Source organism: Thalassospira australica (assembly GCF_044790785.1).
In the GTDB taxonomy this organism is placed as follows: Bacteria; Pseudomonadota; Alphaproteobacteria; order Rhodospirillales; family Thalassospiraceae; genus Thalassospira; species Thalassospira australica_A.
On sequence record NZ_CP085258.1, the window covers coordinates 4,399,654 to 4,413,973 of the forward strand.

Annotated in this window: 20 protein-coding genes; 9 read left to right on the forward strand and 11 right to left on the reverse strand. The window is 53.8% G+C overall.

Features of this window, described 5'->3' with window-relative positions:
* Positions 1 to 100: 100 nt before the first annotated feature.
* The 4 genes from gshB to LG297_RS20455 all read left to right on the forward strand — a co-directional run bounded on the left by gshB (position 101) and on the right by LG297_RS20455 (position 3,780).
* Positions 101 to 1,045, forward strand: a complete 945-nt coding sequence (gshB, locus tag LG297_RS20440; RefSeq protein ID WP_404423599.1) for a glutathione synthase — start codon at positions 101 to 103, stop codon at positions 1,043 to 1,045.
* Positions 1,046 to 1,301: 256 nt separating this feature from the next.
* On the forward strand, positions 1,302 to 2,759 hold the full coding sequence (locus LG297_RS20445) for an alkaline phosphatase D family protein (protein ID WP_404423601.1): 1,458 nt from the start codon (positions 1,302 to 1,304) through the stop codon (positions 2,757 to 2,759).
* Positions 2,760 to 2,769: 10 nt separating this feature from the next.
* Positions 2,770 to 3,402, forward strand: a complete 633-nt coding sequence (locus LG297_RS20450; protein ID WP_404423603.1) for a glutathione S-transferase family protein — start codon at positions 2,770 to 2,772, stop codon at positions 3,400 to 3,402.
* A 117-nt stretch (positions 3,403 to 3,519) separates the two neighbouring features.
* Positions 3,520 to 3,780 (forward strand): hypothetical protein, encoded by a 261-nt coding sequence (locus tag LG297_RS20455; protein ID WP_404423605.1) that lies wholly within the window; start codon positions 3,520 to 3,522, stop codon positions 3,778 to 3,780.
* Between the two features lie 25 nt (positions 3,781 to 3,805).
* On the opposite strand, the gene LG297_RS20460 is transcribed toward LG297_RS20455, so the two are convergent.
* Positions 3,806 to 4,282, reverse strand: coding sequence for a MarR family winged helix-turn-helix transcriptional regulator (locus tag LG297_RS20460; RefSeq protein ID WP_404423607.1), 477 nt, complete (start codon positions 4,280 to 4,282; stop codon positions 3,806 to 3,808).
* A gap of 133 nt (positions 4,283 to 4,415) precedes the next feature.
* Between LG297_RS20460 and LG297_RS20465 the strand changes: the two genes are divergently transcribed.
* The 4 genes from LG297_RS20465 to LG297_RS20480 all read left to right on the forward strand — a co-directional run bounded on the left by LG297_RS20465 (position 4,416) and on the right by LG297_RS20480 (position 7,453).
* Positions 4,416 to 4,889: a VOC family protein gene (locus LG297_RS20465; protein WP_404423609.1), complete on the forward strand. Its 474-nt coding sequence runs from the start codon at positions 4,416 to 4,418 to the stop codon at positions 4,887 to 4,889.
* 57 nt (positions 4,890 to 4,946) lie between these two features.
* Complete coding sequence (locus LG297_RS20470) at positions 4,947 to 5,384, forward strand: YybH family protein (RefSeq protein ID WP_404423611.1); 438 nt, start codon at positions 4,947 to 4,949, stop codon at positions 5,382 to 5,384.
* Positions 5,385 to 5,427: 43 nt separating this feature from the next.
* Positions 5,428 to 5,853, forward strand: a complete 426-nt coding sequence (locus tag LG297_RS20475; RefSeq protein ID WP_404423613.1) for a VOC family protein — start codon at positions 5,428 to 5,430, stop codon at positions 5,851 to 5,853.
* An 88-nt stretch (positions 5,854 to 5,941) separates the two neighbouring features.
* A complete protein-coding gene (locus LG297_RS20480) occupies positions 5,942 to 7,453 on the forward strand; it encodes a YifB family Mg chelatase-like AAA ATPase (RefSeq protein WP_404423615.1) in 1,512 nt (503 codons plus the stop codon).
* A 5-nt stretch (positions 7,454 to 7,458) separates the two neighbouring features.
* Here LG297_RS20480 and LG297_RS20485 read toward each other — a convergent pair whose 3' ends face one another.
* The 5 genes from LG297_RS20485 to LG297_RS20505 all read right to left on the reverse strand — a co-directional run bounded on the left by LG297_RS20485 (position 7,459) and on the right by LG297_RS20505 (position 10,410).
* Positions 7,459 to 8,022 (reverse strand): class I SAM-dependent methyltransferase, encoded by a 564-nt coding sequence (locus LG297_RS20485; RefSeq protein WP_404423617.1) that lies wholly within the window; start codon positions 8,020 to 8,022, stop codon positions 7,459 to 7,461.
* A 189-nt stretch (positions 8,023 to 8,211) separates the two neighbouring features.
* Positions 8,212 to 8,505: a phosphoribosylpyrophosphate synthetase gene (locus tag LG297_RS20490; RefSeq protein WP_404423619.1), complete on the reverse strand. Its 294-nt coding sequence runs from the start codon at positions 8,503 to 8,505 to the stop codon at positions 8,212 to 8,214.
* 88 nt (positions 8,506 to 8,593) lie between these two features.
* Positions 8,594 to 8,887 (reverse strand): phosphoribosylpyrophosphate synthetase, encoded by a 294-nt coding sequence (locus LG297_RS20495; RefSeq protein ID WP_404423621.1) that lies wholly within the window; start codon positions 8,885 to 8,887, stop codon positions 8,594 to 8,596.
* A gap of 88 nt (positions 8,888 to 8,975) precedes the next feature.
* Positions 8,976 to 9,446, reverse strand: coding sequence for a GNAT family N-acetyltransferase (locus tag LG297_RS20500; protein ID WP_404423623.1), 471 nt, complete (start codon positions 9,444 to 9,446; stop codon positions 8,976 to 8,978).
* A 220-nt stretch (positions 9,447 to 9,666) separates the two neighbouring features.
* Positions 9,667 to 10,410, reverse strand: coding sequence for an SDR family oxidoreductase (locus tag LG297_RS20505; protein WP_404423625.1), 744 nt, complete (start codon positions 10,408 to 10,410; stop codon positions 9,667 to 9,669).
* 122 nt (positions 10,411 to 10,532) lie between these two features.
* Here LG297_RS20505 and LG297_RS20510 point away from each other — a divergent pair, with 122 nt between their 5' ends.
* Positions 10,533 to 11,447 carry a LysR family transcriptional regulator gene (locus LG297_RS20510; protein WP_404423627.1) on the forward strand — a complete coding sequence of 305 codons (915 nt, stop codon included), beginning with the start codon at positions 10,533 to 10,535 and terminating at the stop codon, positions 11,445 to 11,447.
* Positions 11,448 to 11,461: 14 nt separating this feature from the next.
* Here LG297_RS20510 and LG297_RS20515 read toward each other — a convergent pair whose 3' ends face one another.
* The 5 genes from LG297_RS20515 to LG297_RS20535 form a co-directional block, all read right to left on the reverse strand.
* Complete coding sequence (locus LG297_RS20515; RefSeq protein ID WP_404423629.1) at positions 11,462 to 12,418, reverse strand: 2-hydroxyacid dehydrogenase; 957 nt, start codon at positions 12,416 to 12,418, stop codon at positions 11,462 to 11,464.
* Between the two features lie 164 nt (positions 12,419 to 12,582).
* Entirely contained in the window at positions 12,583 to 13,002 is a 420-nt protein-coding gene (locus LG297_RS20520; protein ID WP_404423631.1) for a VOC family protein, read from the reverse strand.
* Between the two features lie 34 nt (positions 13,003 to 13,036).
* Positions 13,037 to 13,513 (reverse strand): DUF6314 family protein, encoded by a 477-nt coding sequence (locus LG297_RS20525; protein ID WP_404423633.1) that lies wholly within the window; start codon positions 13,511 to 13,513, stop codon positions 13,037 to 13,039.
* Between the two features lie 69 nt (positions 13,514 to 13,582).
* On the reverse strand, positions 13,583 to 13,960 hold the full coding sequence (locus LG297_RS20530; RefSeq protein WP_404423635.1) for a histidine triad nucleotide-binding protein: 378 nt from the start codon (positions 13,958 to 13,960) through the stop codon (positions 13,583 to 13,585).
* 32 nt (positions 13,961 to 13,992) lie between these two features.
* Positions 13,993 to 14,319 (reverse strand): phosphoribosyl-ATP diphosphatase, encoded by a 327-nt coding sequence (locus LG297_RS20535; RefSeq protein ID WP_404423637.1) that lies wholly within the window; start codon positions 14,317 to 14,319, stop codon positions 13,993 to 13,995.
* Position 14,320: the final 1 nt, after the last annotated feature.

Consider the following 14,320-nt stretch of genomic DNA (forward strand, 5'->3'; position numbering starts at 1 on the left):
GCCAGCCGGGTCAAGTCACGCCCGCAAATGATCACAATTGGCCGGGTTTGGCCGCATTTGCAGCAGTGACCGGCTTTCCGGCAACAGGAGAAAGCGTTTCATGAGTCCTATCGTCGCCATTCAGATGGATCCGATTGCATCGATCGATATCAAGGGGGATTCAACCTTTGTCATGGGGCTTGAAGCCCAGTCACGCGGTTATGATCTTTTGCATTATCATCCCGATGATATGTTTTATGACCGTGGTCTGATCAAGGCTGAAGTCCGCCCCATGACCCTTCGCTACGAAAAGGGCAATCATTACGATCTGGGTGATGCAAAGATCATCGACCTTGCGAAGGAAACCGATGTGATCCTGATGCGTCAGGATCCGCCGTTTGACATGAATTACATCACGGCGACCCATCTGTTAGAAGCGGTTCACCCGGAAACTTTCGTGGTCAACCATCCGGGTCATGTGCGCAATGCGCCGGAAAAAATTTTCGTTACCGAGTTTCCCGATCTGATGCCACCAACCCTGATTACCCGTTCAGCTGCGCGCATTCGCGATTTCCGCGAGGAATTCAAGGATATCATCGTCAAGCCGCTGTTTGGCAATGGTGGGGCCGGTGTATTTCATCTGAAACCGGGAGATGAGAACCTTAATTCGTTGTTAGAACTGTTTGCCGTGCAGTCGCGAGAACCCCTGATGGTGCAGGCCTATTTGCCGGATGTGCGCAAAGGCGACAAACGTATCATTCTGGTGGATGGAAAGCCGGTCGGTGCGATCAACCGTGTCCCGGCCGAGGGCGAGGCACGGTCGAACATGCATGTTGGCGGTGTGGCGGAAAAATCCATGCTGACCCCGCGCGAGCTTGAGATTTGCGAACGCATCGGGCCGGAACTTAAAAGGCGCGATCTGATCTTTGTCGGGATCGATGTGATCGGTGATTATATGACAGAAATCAATGTCACCTCGCCGACCGGACTTCAGGAAGTGAACCGGTTTGACGGATCGAAACTGGAATCCCTGATCTGGGATGCGATTGAAACCCGCCTCTCCTGACCGGATTTCACGCCGGCGCGATTTTCGGGGCAAGCGGTTTAACCACTTGCCCCGTTTTTATGCTTCTTCCTGTCTTGGCCAGAACGGATTTCCGGAAAAGATGGCCGTGAAATGGCCGGATTTTGTCGGCAATTCCGCACCAATTTGCTGCGCATAAGGGTGATGTGACCGAATTCATGCTGGCAGGCTGGAACCAAATGGCTGTTTCTGCGTATGATTTTGGGGATCAGTCATCAACAGGGCGGGATCCGATTTTATGACGGATAAGCAAAACAGCGCGATTTCAATAAACGGCACCTTTGGCCCGTTCCTGTTTGCGCGTGGCAGCGGCGATAAAACGGCCCGGCTGGCCGCCCTTGTGGTGACGCAGGAAGGGGACGATCCGGCTGAGTTTCGCATCATGGATCAGGATATTGTAACCCCGGCAAAACTCGCGACCCGGTTTGGGCGCGACTACTGGCGTTATGATTTCGAGCTGCCGGTCGCATCGGATGCGCGTTACAGTTTCGATGCCGAAACATATCATGTGAGTACCGATTTGACCCATGACCTTCGGATCGGGTTTGTTTCGTGCAACGGACAGGAAGACGGCGATCTGGACCGGCCTTTGGCGGATCGCAACGCGCTTTGGATTGATCTTGGTCAAGAGCATGAGAAACGGCCCTTTTCGCTGCTTTTGCATGGCGGGGATCAGATTTATGCCGATGGGGTCTGGCAATGCCATCCCGATATTGTCGCGTGGCAAAAGGCGCAAAAACGCCAGAAACTGGCGACAGATTTTACGCCAGATATGCATGACGGCGTTCTGAAATTCTATCTTGAACATTATCTTGAAATTTATGGACAGCCGCAGATCAGCCATATGCTGGCGCGCGTGCCGTCTTTAATGATGTGGGATGATCACGATATTTTCGATGGTTGGGGCAGTCACAAGAAATGGTTCCATGACAGTTTGGTTGCCAAGGGCATTTTTTACTGCGCGCGCGAGGCATTCTGTTTGATGCAGCTTTGCACGGCACCTGACGATCTGGTTGGCAAGATTATTGATCGCAGTGGGGAAAGCCTTGGCTGGCGGACGGATTTTCCCGGATTTTCGGTGATTGCGCCCGACCTGCGGTCGCAACGGACCCCGCATGCGATCATGGGCGAACATGGCTGGCGGGACATGATTGCGACACTCGATACTGTTCCGGAACATCATCGTATTTTGTTGATGTCGAGTGTGCCGGTTATCGGCCCGCGCCTGTCGCTGGTCGAGGCGATTTTGCACCTGATGCCCAGTGCTCAGAAATACGAGGATGATTTGCGCGATCAGTGGCAAAGCCGCTGGCACCGCAAGGAATGGTGCCGTTTTCTGGAAGTTCTTGAAGAAGTTGCCAATGATCGCAATCACGATATCACCCTGCTGTCGGGGGAAATTCATGTGGCGACGCGCGGAACATTTGAAACGTTCGGTAAGACGATCCATCAGCTGGTGGCATCGGGCATTTCACATACGGCCCCGCCGGTGGCATTCGCAAGGGCTCTTGGCCTATTGGCGTGGATTGGCGACAATCCCCTGCCCGGTCGCCCAACCAAGCTTAAACCCCTTCCGGGGCGGTTTGGTACCTATTGCGCGGCGCGAAATTACCTGACACTAGACCGTGAAGGCCAAAACTGGTGCGCCAACTGGCATCTGGAAAATATCGGCTGGACGCCGGATTTAAAAATTTAGGGAGGATCGCATGGCGCCCACCATGCAACTTTATTACGCACCGACTTCGCCCTTTTCACGCAAGGTACGGATCATTGCACGTGAATTGAGCCTTGAGGGCAAGATCGTCGAAATCATGATTGATCCCTGGACCGATGCGGTGTTACGTGAACGCAACCCACTGGCCAAGGTGCCGACACTGGTGCTTGAAAACGGGATGGCGGTGTTCGAGTCTGCGGTGATTTGCGATTACCTTGATGAAGTTGCCCGTGCGAATGGCCATGAGACCGGCATCATTCCACAGGAAGGCCCGGAACGGCTTAATGCCCTGCAATGGCAGGGTTTGGCCGATGGCATGATGGCCGCGACCGGACGACTTTTTGCCGATAGCAAGCGGCCGGAAAGTGAACGTTCCGATTTCGTAATGGAACGGCAGCACGCTGCGGTTCAAAGCAGTATCGATGCCATCGAGGGCGGTATCAGCAGTCTTGCGGCAGACCGGCCCGATATCGGCACCTTGTCGGTTGCAGCCGCCCTTGAATATGTCGATTTTCGTTGGACAGACGGGCGTTTTGTCATTTCGGATGATCTGCGTCACTGGATGGCGGCACTTTCGGATCGCCCATCCATGGTCGCCACGAGGTATCATCTTTTGCCGGTTTGACAGATCTGACCTGCATGAATGCAATATTGTCCGTGCAGGCTATACTGGCTATAGCGTGGCGGGGCTGCCAATTGTGCTATGATGTCGGGCGGCAATTTTTCACATAAAGCGGGTTCCATGACCGAAATTACCAAATCCATGCGTGAACGGGCCTGGGCCAGAGCCGGGAAAATACAGGGTGAGGATTCCGCCGAAGTGCGCAAGCACCGTGCGAGTGGTATCACGATGAAAAAGGAAAGCTTTGGCAAGTTTCGTAATTTCGGTTGGACCGTGGTCGATGGCGTTGCCGTTCCATGCCGCAAGGAATTTCTGCCGCCGCGCGATGAAAACGCGGATGTTGGCGAAAATCCTGAAGATAAGGCAGCGTCCGAAGATTAAGCTGTGGTTTGGGTACTTTACCGGATTAACCAGTCTGTTCCCGTGACAGGCTGACCAGATCGGCCAGAAGCTGTGACGAATTCGGCCCGGAAACCATGCTTTCAAGTTCAGCCTGGGTTTTTTGCCAGATCGGAAAGGCGCGCACCAGAAGCGCCATGCCTAGATCGGTCAGGGTCAGAAGGCGACCGCGTTTGTCCTTCGGGTCGGGCTGAATATTAACCAGCCCGCGTCGTTCCAACGGTTTGAGATTGGCCGTCAGTGTCGTTCGATCCATTGCCAACAAATTGGCGACATCCTGCATATGCGGCGGATCGGGTCGGTTAAGCGACATCAGCAGGGAAAATTGCCCGCTGGTCAGATCAAGAGAACGAAATGCATCGTCAAACCGTCGCGCAATCGTGCGCGCGGCCCGCCGGACGTGCAGGCATAGACAACTGTCACGCACCATTAATGTCGATGAAAACGGGACTTTATCGTTCTGGTTGAAATCTTTTTTTGACATGTGATCATTATGTTGATATCAACTTTTTTGTCAAACGGGAAAATAAGAAAATGTTGATCAACCCTTTGGTTCAAAAGCGCCACCACGCCTTTGATTTTTGCGACAAACTTCTGAGAGGCAAGGAGGAAGCCCAATGCAGAAGATCAGCCCCTTTTTGTGGTTTGACGGCAACGCCGAAGAAGCCGTCAATTTTTATGCGTCCGTTTTTCCAAATGCCAAGATCGGTAAAATCCTGCGCAGCAGCAAGGCAGGACCTGGATCCGAAGGCAATGTTTTAACCGTAAGTTTCGAGCTCGAAGGTTTGCAGTTCACGGCTCTTAATGGCGGGCCGCAGTTCAAGTTTACCGAAGCTGTTTCCTTCACCGTGTCCTGCAATGACCAAGCAGAAGTTGATTATTATTGGGACTGCCTTTCCGAAGGCGGGGAACTCAGACAGTGCGGATGGGTAAAAGACAAATTTGGCCTTTTCTGGCAGATCACCCCGGTCCGCCTGATCGAACTGATGAACGATCCGGATCCGGATGTCGCGGCCCGGGTGGCAACGACCATGATGTCGATGGAAAAATTCGATATCGCCGGGATTGAACGCGCCGCCAAAAGCACCTGAAAACTCCGCGCAAAATTTTCGCCCACCCCTCGCACCACCAGCGTAAGGAAATGCTCCATGACTGATAAACAAAGCAAAGACAAAGCTGCCATCCGGGAGATTTTTACCCGCTGGGCAACGGCGGCGCGTAACAAGGATCTCGACGATATCATGGCGCTATATAGAGATGATATCTGCTCCTACGATGCGGTCGGTCCGCTGCAATTCAGTGGCCGGGATGATTATCGGGCCCATTGGGAACGCTGCATGGCGTTTGATGATGAATTCATCATGGAACTGCAGGAGCCGACTATTCGTGTTTCCGGTCATCTGGCAGTTGCACGGTTCCTGATCCGGTGCGGCATGCGCAAGGAAGACGGGACCGAGCAGGCAAGCTGGATGCGGTCAAGCTATCACCTTGAAAAGCAGGGTGGTGAATGGCGCATCGCGCATGAACATTTTTCCGTGCCCTTTGATTTTGAAAACGGTGTCGCCCAGTTCGGGTTGCAGCCGTAAATCTCCAAACCCACCAGATTTTACATATATAAGGAACGCCCCGATGAAACTGATCACCTATCTGAATTTCGATGGGAACTGCCGCCAGGCATTTGAATTCTATCAATCCATCCTGGGTGGTGAACTGATTATGATGCCGTTCGGTGATACACCGATGGCTGCTGAATCGCCTGAGCATAATGATAAAATTGCCCATGCGTGCCTGATGGGCGATGGCTGGCATTTGATGGCATCCGACTGCCCACCTGAATATTTCACCAAAATGCAGGGCATGACAGCATCCCTGCATTTTGAAAATGTGACCGATGCCAGAAAAATGTTCGATACCCTTTCCAAAGACGGCCAGGTGACCATGCCGTTCGAAGAAACCTTCTGGTCGCCGGGCTATGGCATGTTTACCGATAAGTTCGGTACACCCTGGATGATCAATACTGATATGTCGCCGAAAGACGGCGCTGGTTGCGCCTGATCTGTCGCGGATAAACGACTTGTTGCCTTGATCCCCGTTTCCCGCCAAAGTGGTATATATAACTTAAGGTTACGGGGATCAGCACTATATGACAGCACGGGTTACGACCGTCGCCTTTGCCGGGATTGAGACAATTCCGGTCGATGTGCAGGTCCAGATGGCAAGCGGTTTACCGGCCTTTACCGTGGTTGGTCTGCCTGACAAGGCAGTTTCCGAGGCACGCGAACGCGTACGGTCGGCACTTTCGGCAATGGGGCTGGCACTGCCGCCCAAACGCATAACAATTAATCTGGCCCCGGCTGATTTGCTGAAAGAAGGATCGCATTTCGATCTGCCGATTGCACTTGGCCTTCTGGCCGAGATGGACGTGATCGGGCACGAAGATATAGCCAATTTCGTCGTGCTGGGGGAATTGGGGCTTGATGGCAGTATTACCGGCGTCGGCGGTGTTTTGCCCGCCGCCATGCAGGCCAGCGGCATGGAACGCGGTATTATATGCCCTTCCGATAACGGGGCGGAGGCCCTTTGGGCCGGGGAGCTTGAAATTTTGGCCCCGTCGCGTCTGACCGTGTTGATCAATCATTTCAAGGGCACGCAAATCCTGCCACGACCAGGCCAGCCCAAGACCAGCCCATCGCCCGTATCACTGCCTGATTTGCGCGATATCAAGGGGCAGGAAAGTGCCAAACGCGCGCTCGAAATTGCTGCGGCTGGCGGGCATAATTTACTGATGAGCGGTCCTCCCGGTTCGGGAAAATCGATGCTTGCCGCACGGTTGCCGGGACTTTTACCGGAGCTGAATGCCAGGCAGGCGCTTGAAACCACCGTAATCCATTCTGTTTCCGGAATGCTGCCCGAAGGCGGGCTTATTCGCACCCGTCCATTTCGTTCCCCGCACCATTCAGCATCCATGCCGGCACTGGTTGGTGGCGGTCATCGGGTACGTCCAGGTGAAATTTCATTGGCGCATCACGGGGTGCTTTTTCTTGATGAATTGCCGGAATTTCAGCGCAATGTGCTTGATGCGCTGCGTCAGCCACTTGAAACCGGGCAGGTATCGGTGGCACGTGCCAATGCACATGTGACTTATCCTGCGCGTGTTCAACTGGTGGCGGCGATGAACCCTTGCCGGTGTGGATATCTGGGCGATAACGATTTGGCCTGCACGCGGGCACCGCGCTGTGGCGAAGAGTATCAGGCGCGGCTCTCAGGGCCGCTACTGGATCGCTTTGACATCCAGATTGACGTTCCGGCCGTTCGACCCGAGGAACTTGACCTTCCGTCTGGCGGCGAGACAACACAAGCCGTGCGTGATCGGGTTCTCGCGGCGCGTGAAATTCAATCATTTCGATATAAAAATGATGGCATTTCAACCAATGCCGAGGCCGATGGTGAAGTTCTGCAAACTGCCGCGGCACTTGATGCCGATGGCCGTGGTCTTTTGCAGGATGCCGCACGTCAGATGAGGCTTTCGGCACGTGGATATCATCGGGTTTTGCGCGTTGCACGCACCATTGCCGATCTTGCCGGGGTGCAAGCTGTTAAGCGCGGCCATATTGCCGAAGCTCTTGGCTATCGGCAGATGGCCTATCGGCGGTAAGGTAATCAGGAAATGCGTGAAATACGATAAACCGATGATGGCGGCACATTGCGGACAATGGTGCCAATTCGTGCGGATTTAAGGCCCATCCGGTCCAGAATGGCGGCGGGCACCGGGCAGCGCGGGCCATAGGTGAACTGATAAAATGCCCCGTTCAGTCCGAGATAGCGGAACGCGCCGTTCAACACCCCCATTACCTGACGCGGGCGCATCGACAGCAAAGGCAGTCCGCTGATGGCAGCACCAAGGCCGTGTGCGGGATACAAATCGCTGCGGGCAAGTCGGGTGGCATCTGTGTGAAAAACACGGGCGCGCGGATAGCGGTCGGCCAGAAGGCGTGCGAATTCTTCCCCGGCTTCGATCAGGGTCAGATCGCCTTCATCAAGACCGCGGCCAATCAGGGCTCGGGTAAAAACGCCAGTTCCCGGCCCAAGTTCCAGCACCGAACCGGTTGCCGGGGAAATTTCGGAGGTAATCATTTCTGCCAGGGCCGGGCCGGAAGGCGATATGGCCGAAACGCGCCTGGGATCGGCAACCCAGGCCCGGAAGAACGGCAAAAGATCTGACATGATGGTTCCCTGTATTGACCATGAATGACAATATTTCCCCGATTGATAAAGCTATATGGGGATGTGCAGGCGTGCAACGCAACTGAACGGCACAAGATATCGATCCCCATCATGTCGTTTACAGGTGCGGATTTGTGTTCTTTTGTAGGCTGATCGGTAAAGCTGACGATCTGCCGGTGCCCGACCCCTTTAATGGGAATTCCGACGCAGATCGTCGATCAGCTGTGCCTTAACCGGATCGGTGTGGAAGCTTGACGGGATGATTATCATGCCTTTGGTCCCGTCGATGGCTTCGATCATGTAAAGGGTGGCGTCATCACCCGGATCGGTCCCGGCATCGACACTGTTACTATGCACGATTTTTAGGTCGGCCGGATCGTAAACCGGGCCATTCCCATCACACCGCAGCCCGCCGCTTTCATAGACGAATTGATGCGAAAAGCCGTGACGGATGGCGTTTTCCTGCAATTCTGCGAGATTCATGACTTGGCTCCTTGCTTGTTTCAGCGTCCTTGCTTCTTAAACGTGCAAAGAGGATGACTGTTCCACCGGAATTAATCAAATCCAGGTCCTAGCGTTGCTGACTGCGCAAATGGTCGATCAGTTCCGCCTTGTCATGTTCTGTGTAAAAGCTGCTGGGTACGATCAGGGTGCCACGTGTGCCGTCACGGGCCTCGATCATGTAAAGGGTGGCATCATCACCCGGATCGGTGCCGCTATCGACAGACCGGCTGTCGATGATGGTCAGATCATTTGCGGAATAACTGACTTCCTTGCCATCACAGGTGACATGGTTGCCGGTCGCACTGAAATGATGGGTGAAGCCCTTGAGTATGGCAATTTCCTGCAGTTCGGAGAGGTTCATGGCGTAAGCTCCGTTTGCCGGTGTTTCGCGAATTTAAATCATAGCACGATAAGGCCGGGAAATATTGCCATGACTATGGCAGAAAACCTCAGATTTCCTTTTTCATGCCTTCGTGGCTGGCAACAAAGCCGAGCCGTTCATAGAAGCGATGGGCATCCTTGCGGCTTTTGTCTGTGGTGAATTGCACGAGCGATGCGTCAAGTGATTTCGAAATCGAAACAGATTCGGTAATCAGTTTTTCCCCGACCTTCTGACCACGGCATTTTGAAGATACCCGAACCCCTTCGATCTGGGCGCGCAGGCGGCCTTTGCGTGAAAGCCCGGCAATCAGGGTCAGTTGCAGACAGCCAACAATGTCATCACCGCGACACGCCAGCAGGTATTTGTTGGGAAGGGCGTCGGTGCTTTGGCTTTCCATGGCATCGAACGCGGCGTAATAGACATCGGGCAGCGGATCGCGGAGTTCCTCGCGGGTTTTACCCTTTTCATCATCGGCCAGCAGGGCAACGATGGCGGGCAGGTCGTCGCGACTGGCATAGCGGAAGGTAATATCGGTCATATAGCCATCCTTGTCCGGGGCGGGGTGCCGTCATGCGGTAAAATCGGGATATTCCCAATTTGCCGACGGAGGTTTTGCCTAGATCTTATTGGCAATATAGCCTTCTTGAAACGACAAAGGTGCCGCCCTCTTGATATCTGGGCGACACCTTTGTCAAATCATCATACTGTCGCGCAGGATCGGGGGAAAGTCGGCAAGGTGATCAATTTAAGAATTTGGATCAGGCAAGTCCGCCATTGGCACGCAGCGTTTGCCCGTTGATCCAACCTGAATCCGGTCCGGCAAGGAAGGACACAACACCAGCGATGTCTTCGGGCTGACCAAGGCGTTCGATCGGCGGCATTTTGGAGAACTGTGCGATCTGTTCGTCGGTTTTGCCGTTCAGGAACAGTTCGGTTGCAACCGGACCGGGGGCAACGGCATTAACAGTGATGTTCCGGCCACGCAGTTCCTTGGCATAAACACCCGTCATCGCCTCTACCGCGGCCTTGGTTGCATTATAAACCGCGTAACCCGGCAATTTCAGATGAAGTGCTGAGGTTGAAAAATTGATCACGCGGCCATCATTGCGTAGGCGTTTGGCCGCTTCGCGCAGCATATTGAAAGTGCCGCGTACATTGGTATCCATCATCGTGTCATAGACCGCGTCACTCATTTCCGAGATCGGCTGTGTCGTCATGACACCAGCATTATTGACGATGACGTCAACACCACCAAAACGGGTTTCTGCGTGATCGAACATGTGTTTTACGGCATCTGCTTTGGTGATGTCAGCCTTGATTGCCATTGCCTGATGTCCACTTGCCGTCAGTTCGTCAACAAGGGCGTCCGCGCTGGTGGCACTGTTGGCATAGTTGATAACAACGGCATAGCCATCCTGCGTCAGGCGTTTGACAAGGGCGACACCAATGCCGCGCGCGGCACCGGTGATGATGGCAGTTCTGGTTTCATTTGCGTTTGTCATGTCGGATTCTCCTGCTTGATGATGAATCAATTTCCATGGGCGGAGTATGAACCGGATGATATTTGGGATAATTACCCTATAATCGACAATACTATTCGATATTTCTAAACAATGGATGGGTGATGGATCGGTTCGAGGAAATGCGCAACTTCGTTCGCATCGTCGAGCGCAGAAGCTTTACCAAGGCAGCGGCCGATCTGATGATCCCGCGTGCAACCATGACCAACGCGATCCAGCGGCTTGAAGAACGGTTGGGTACGCGGTTGCTCAATCGCACAACACGGCAGGTCAAACCGACGCTGGACGGTGAAGCCTATTACAAGCGATGTATTCGCATACTGGGTGAACTCGAAGAAGCCGATGGCCTTTTTCGGCCCTGTGCGCCCAAGGGCCTTTTAAGGGTCAATCTTCAGGGAATGCTGGCGCGGATGTTTGTCATCCCGGCCCTACCCGATTTTATGGCGGAATATCCCGATATTACTCTTCTGGTCGCGGATGGCGACCGGTATGTCGATCTGGTGCATGAAGGATATGACTGCGTGCTGCGCAGCGGGGATCTGACCGATTCGTCGATGATCGGGCGACGCCTGATGACCATGAACGAGGTCACGGTGGCAAGCCCAGCCTATCTTGAAAAATACGGTATCCCGGAACAGATCGCGGATTTGGAACGCCAGGGGCACCGGGTTGTCAGTTTCCTTTCGGGGGCGGACGACAAACCGATGCCACTTGATTTCACCATTGACGGTGTGGTGCGGCAGGTTGAACTTTCCGGTCCTGTTTCGGTTACCGGGGCGGATTTATATATTGCTGCCGCAGTTGCCGGGCTTGGCATTATTCAGGTGCCGCATTATCGCGCGATGGCTGATCTCAAAGCCGGTCGGCTGGTAGAAATTTTGCCACAATATCCGCCCGAACCGATGCCGGTTTCGGTGCTGTATCCGCATAACCGGCAACTTTCGCCGCGCGTTCGGGTATTTACAGACTGGTTGGGACAGCTTTTTGCCAATGGTGTCGAAGGATTAATGGTGGACTGATAAATGAGGGATGCTTAGTAGCCGGTCTTGCGATCGACCAGACCGCGCGGCCTTTCCCCGCGTGTGATGCGATCAATATTGTCGGCGATTTGATCGACTGATTCCTCAATCCGGGTGGCGGCCGCGATATGCGGTGTGAAGCGGATTTTCGGATGATCCCAGAACGGATGACTTTCGGGCAGCGGCTCGGTCACCGCCACATCGAGAAACGCCCCGCGTAGATGTCCGGTATCGATCAGGCGCAGCAGATCGGCCTCGACAATCATCGCACCGCGCGCGGCATTGATCACTGCGGCATTTTTTGGCAATTGCGACAGGCTGTTGCCGTTCAAAACGCCTTCGGTTTCCGGGGTGCGCGGCAACATGCAAATCAGGATATCGGATTGCCCCAGAAACTCGTTCAGGGTTTCGGATCCGGCATAGGTGGTGATGCCGTCAATAGCTTTCATTGTGCGACTCCAGCCCGATACGGCAAAACCAAGCTGTGTTAATGCAGTGGCAACCGCAGCACCAAGTGCACCCAGCCCCATCACCCCGACCCGGCATTTCGAAATACGCGCAACATCGTGCTGCGTCCAATTGGCATTGGCCTGCTGGCGGGCGTAAATATCGAAATCACGCATGAAATGCAGGGCAGCATACAGATGATATTGCACCATTTGATCGGCCATGCCGGCATCTTCAAGGCGAATGACCGGCACGTCCGCCGGAAGACTGGGGGCCGAAAGCACGTGATCAACCCCTGCACCAAGCGAGAAAATCGCCTGAAGTCCAGTCAGACTTTTAAGCAGCCCCTGCGGCTGCTTCCACAACAGGGCAAAATCAATCGTTTCAGAATCGTAATTTTCATATTGGGTGACGATCTGCGCATCCGGCAGACGGTTGACCATTGCCTCTTTCCATCGATCATCTCCGCCCGCCGCCGCAATCAGGATTTTCGGTTTTTTGCTGGAGGCATTGGCGGCGGACATGGGCAATTCTCCTGACGGGTGGGTGAAACAGGCCGTTATTTCGGGGTATCGCTGATACCGATCAGAACCGGCATCGTCAATATTACCTGATCACATAACGCATTGCAGGGCAAAGCGTTCCGACCTCAAATCCAAAGTCGGATTGTCTTTGCTCGAAATGCCGATCAATGCGCGAAAATCATCGCCGGATCGCGGAATGTCTTGAATTCAAGACCATTGCCAGCCGGGTCTTCGACAAAGAAAGTCCCCTGCTCGCCCGGTTCATCTTTAAATCGGATTTTCGGTTCCAACAGGAATTTGACCCCGGCTGCTTTCAGGCGATCCGACAGTTCATGCCATTTTTCCCATTCCAGAACCGCACCAAAATGCGGGATCGGCACGGCATCACCATCGACATTTCCTGCCCCCGCATTCTGATCTGCTCCCGGGCGGACATGGGCGGAGAGCTGATGGCCAAAGAAATCGAAATCAATCCATGCCTCGGTCGAACGACCTTCGTCACAGCCAAGGATATCAATATAAAACGCGCGGGTATCGGCAATCGATTTAATCGGAAAAGCCAGATGGAACGGGGGCAGTGACATGGAAACCTCGTAACGTTAAGGAAACTGGTGCAACCTAAGCATTTTGTTTTCGGCGATAGATGCTGTGCAACAAGTGATCTTTCTTCGGACCTGTGATTTTTATTTTAGTTTCGAAATGATTTTCGTCACACCAGATCATGTAATGATTATAGAAATCGTCACCACAGGGGTGAATGTCGCGCGCGCAAAGCCTTTCGCTCATATCCTCGTCAAATTGCAGCAGCACATAACGATTGCCGAAGCTTAGCGGATCGCGAAACAGCATCTCAATCGCGGGCTGATCTACATGCAGGACGAAGTCATATTCGCGGTAACCATCAAAGCGTTTGCCATCACCGCGTTCAAGAATCCCATCCTCCCGGTAGCGCAGCATTCGGGGATTGTCCGGTTCTGTCAGGCGAAAAGTCACATCGCCTTTGAACTGTCCCGCCGGGCCAAGATCGCGCACAAGCGTCCAGTTGCCTGCAAGGCTTTGAAAAATCGCAGTGGTGTGCGGGAGATTTCGGGTCATGACATTCCGGTAAATCACAAAGGCAGGAATGCCTTGGCCGCCCTGCCCTGAATTCTGGTTTTGCGGGCGTTAACCTGAGTCTTTTGGCAGCATCAGGCCCAGCTTCTTGCCGCCAATGATATGAACATGCAGATGCGGGACGTCCTGACGACCATGATCACGGGTATTGGCGATCAGGCGATAGCCATCCTCGACAACGCCTGCCGCGGTGGCGATTTTACCTATGGCGCGGGTGTAAGCGATGATTTCCGCGTCCGATGCGTTGGTCGCAAAATCGTCATAGCTGGCATAGGCACCCTTCGGGATCACAAGGATATGGGTTGGGGCCTGCGGGGCGATATCGTGAAAGGCAAGGACGTGATCATCCTCAAAAACCTTGTTGCAGGGGATTTCGCCACGAAGAATTTTGGCAAAGATATTTTGCGGATCATAGGCAGAGACGGCCATCGGGATGCTCCTGATCTTGACGGGATATGACCCTATTTATCGGTACGGGATGCCTTTTCGGCAATACCGGAAATGCCCTGGCGTTCGGCCAGTATGTTCCATACGTCTTCTGGCTTTACCCCCTGATCGGCCCAAAGCACGGTCAGGTGATAAAGCAGATCAGCACTTTCGGATGCCACTTTTTCCGGGGTTTCGGCAAGGGCCGCGATCACGGTTTCAACGCCTTCTTCGCCGACTTTCTGGGCGATTTTTGCCGTGCCTTTGGCAAAAAGTCTTGCGGTATAGCTGGTTTCGGGATCTGCGCCCTTGCGTTCGGAAACCACGGCGTAAAGCTGATCAAGGATATGCTGGTCGGTCATA

Excerpts from the sequence above, each read along its gene's own strand:
- gshB (WP_404423599.1), top strand. The coding sequence starts at position 101 with ATGAGTCCTATCGTCGCCATTCAGATGGATCCGATTGCATCGATCGAT.
- LG297_RS20445 (WP_404423601.1), top strand. The coding sequence starts at position 1,302 with ATGACGGATAAGCAAAACAGCGCGATTTCAATAAACGGCACCTTTGGC.
- LG297_RS20450 (WP_404423603.1), top strand. The coding sequence starts at position 2,770 with ATGGCGCCCACCATGCAACTTTATTACGCACCGACTTCGCCCTTTTCA.
- LG297_RS20455 (WP_404423605.1), top strand. The coding sequence starts at position 3,520 with ATGACCGAAATTACCAAATCCATGCGTGAACGGGCCTGGGCCAGAGCC.
- LG297_RS20460 (WP_404423607.1), bottom strand. The coding sequence starts at position 4,282 with ATGTCAAAAAAAGATTTCAACCAGAACGATAAAGTCCCGTTTTCATCG.
- LG297_RS20465 (WP_404423609.1), top strand. The coding sequence starts at position 4,416 with ATGCAGAAGATCAGCCCCTTTTTGTGGTTTGACGGCAACGCCGAAGAA.
- LG297_RS20470 (WP_404423611.1), top strand. The coding sequence starts at position 4,947 with ATGACTGATAAACAAAGCAAAGACAAAGCTGCCATCCGGGAGATTTTT.
- LG297_RS20475 (WP_404423613.1), top strand. The coding sequence starts at position 5,428 with ATGAAACTGATCACCTATCTGAATTTCGATGGGAACTGCCGCCAGGCA.
- LG297_RS20480 (WP_404423615.1), top strand. The coding sequence starts at position 5,942 with ATGACAGCACGGGTTACGACCGTCGCCTTTGCCGGGATTGAGACAATT.
- LG297_RS20485 (WP_404423617.1), bottom strand. The coding sequence starts at position 8,022 with ATGTCAGATCTTTTGCCGTTCTTCCGGGCCTGGGTTGCCGATCCCAGG.
- LG297_RS20490 (WP_404423619.1), bottom strand. The coding sequence starts at position 8,505 with ATGAATCTCGCAGAATTGCAGGAAAACGCCATCCGTCACGGCTTTTCG.
- LG297_RS20495 (WP_404423621.1), bottom strand. The coding sequence starts at position 8,887 with ATGAACCTCTCCGAACTGCAGGAAATTGCCATACTCAAGGGCTTCACC.
- LG297_RS20500 (WP_404423623.1), bottom strand. The coding sequence starts at position 9,446 with ATGACCGATATTACCTTCCGCTATGCCAGTCGCGACGACCTGCCCGCC.
- LG297_RS20505 (WP_404423625.1), bottom strand. The coding sequence starts at position 10,410 with ATGACAAACGCAAATGAAACCAGAACTGCCATCATCACCGGTGCCGCG.
- LG297_RS20510 (WP_404423627.1), top strand. The coding sequence starts at position 10,533 with ATGGATCGGTTCGAGGAAATGCGCAACTTCGTTCGCATCGTCGAGCGC.
- LG297_RS20515 (WP_404423629.1), bottom strand. The coding sequence starts at position 12,418 with ATGTCCGCCGCCAATGCCTCCAGCAAAAAACCGAAAATCCTGATTGCG.
- LG297_RS20520 (WP_404423631.1), bottom strand. The coding sequence starts at position 13,002 with ATGTCACTGCCCCCGTTCCATCTGGCTTTTCCGATTAAATCGATTGCC.
- LG297_RS20525 (WP_404423633.1), bottom strand. The coding sequence starts at position 13,513 with ATGACCCGAAATCTCCCGCACACCACTGCGATTTTTCAAAGCCTTGCA.
- LG297_RS20530 (WP_404423635.1), bottom strand. The coding sequence starts at position 13,960 with ATGGCCGTCTCTGCCTATGATCCGCAAAATATCTTTGCCAAAATTCTT.
- LG297_RS20535 (WP_404423637.1), bottom strand. The coding sequence starts at position 14,319 with ATGACCGACCAGCATATCCTTGATCAGCTTTACGCCGTGGTTTCCGAA.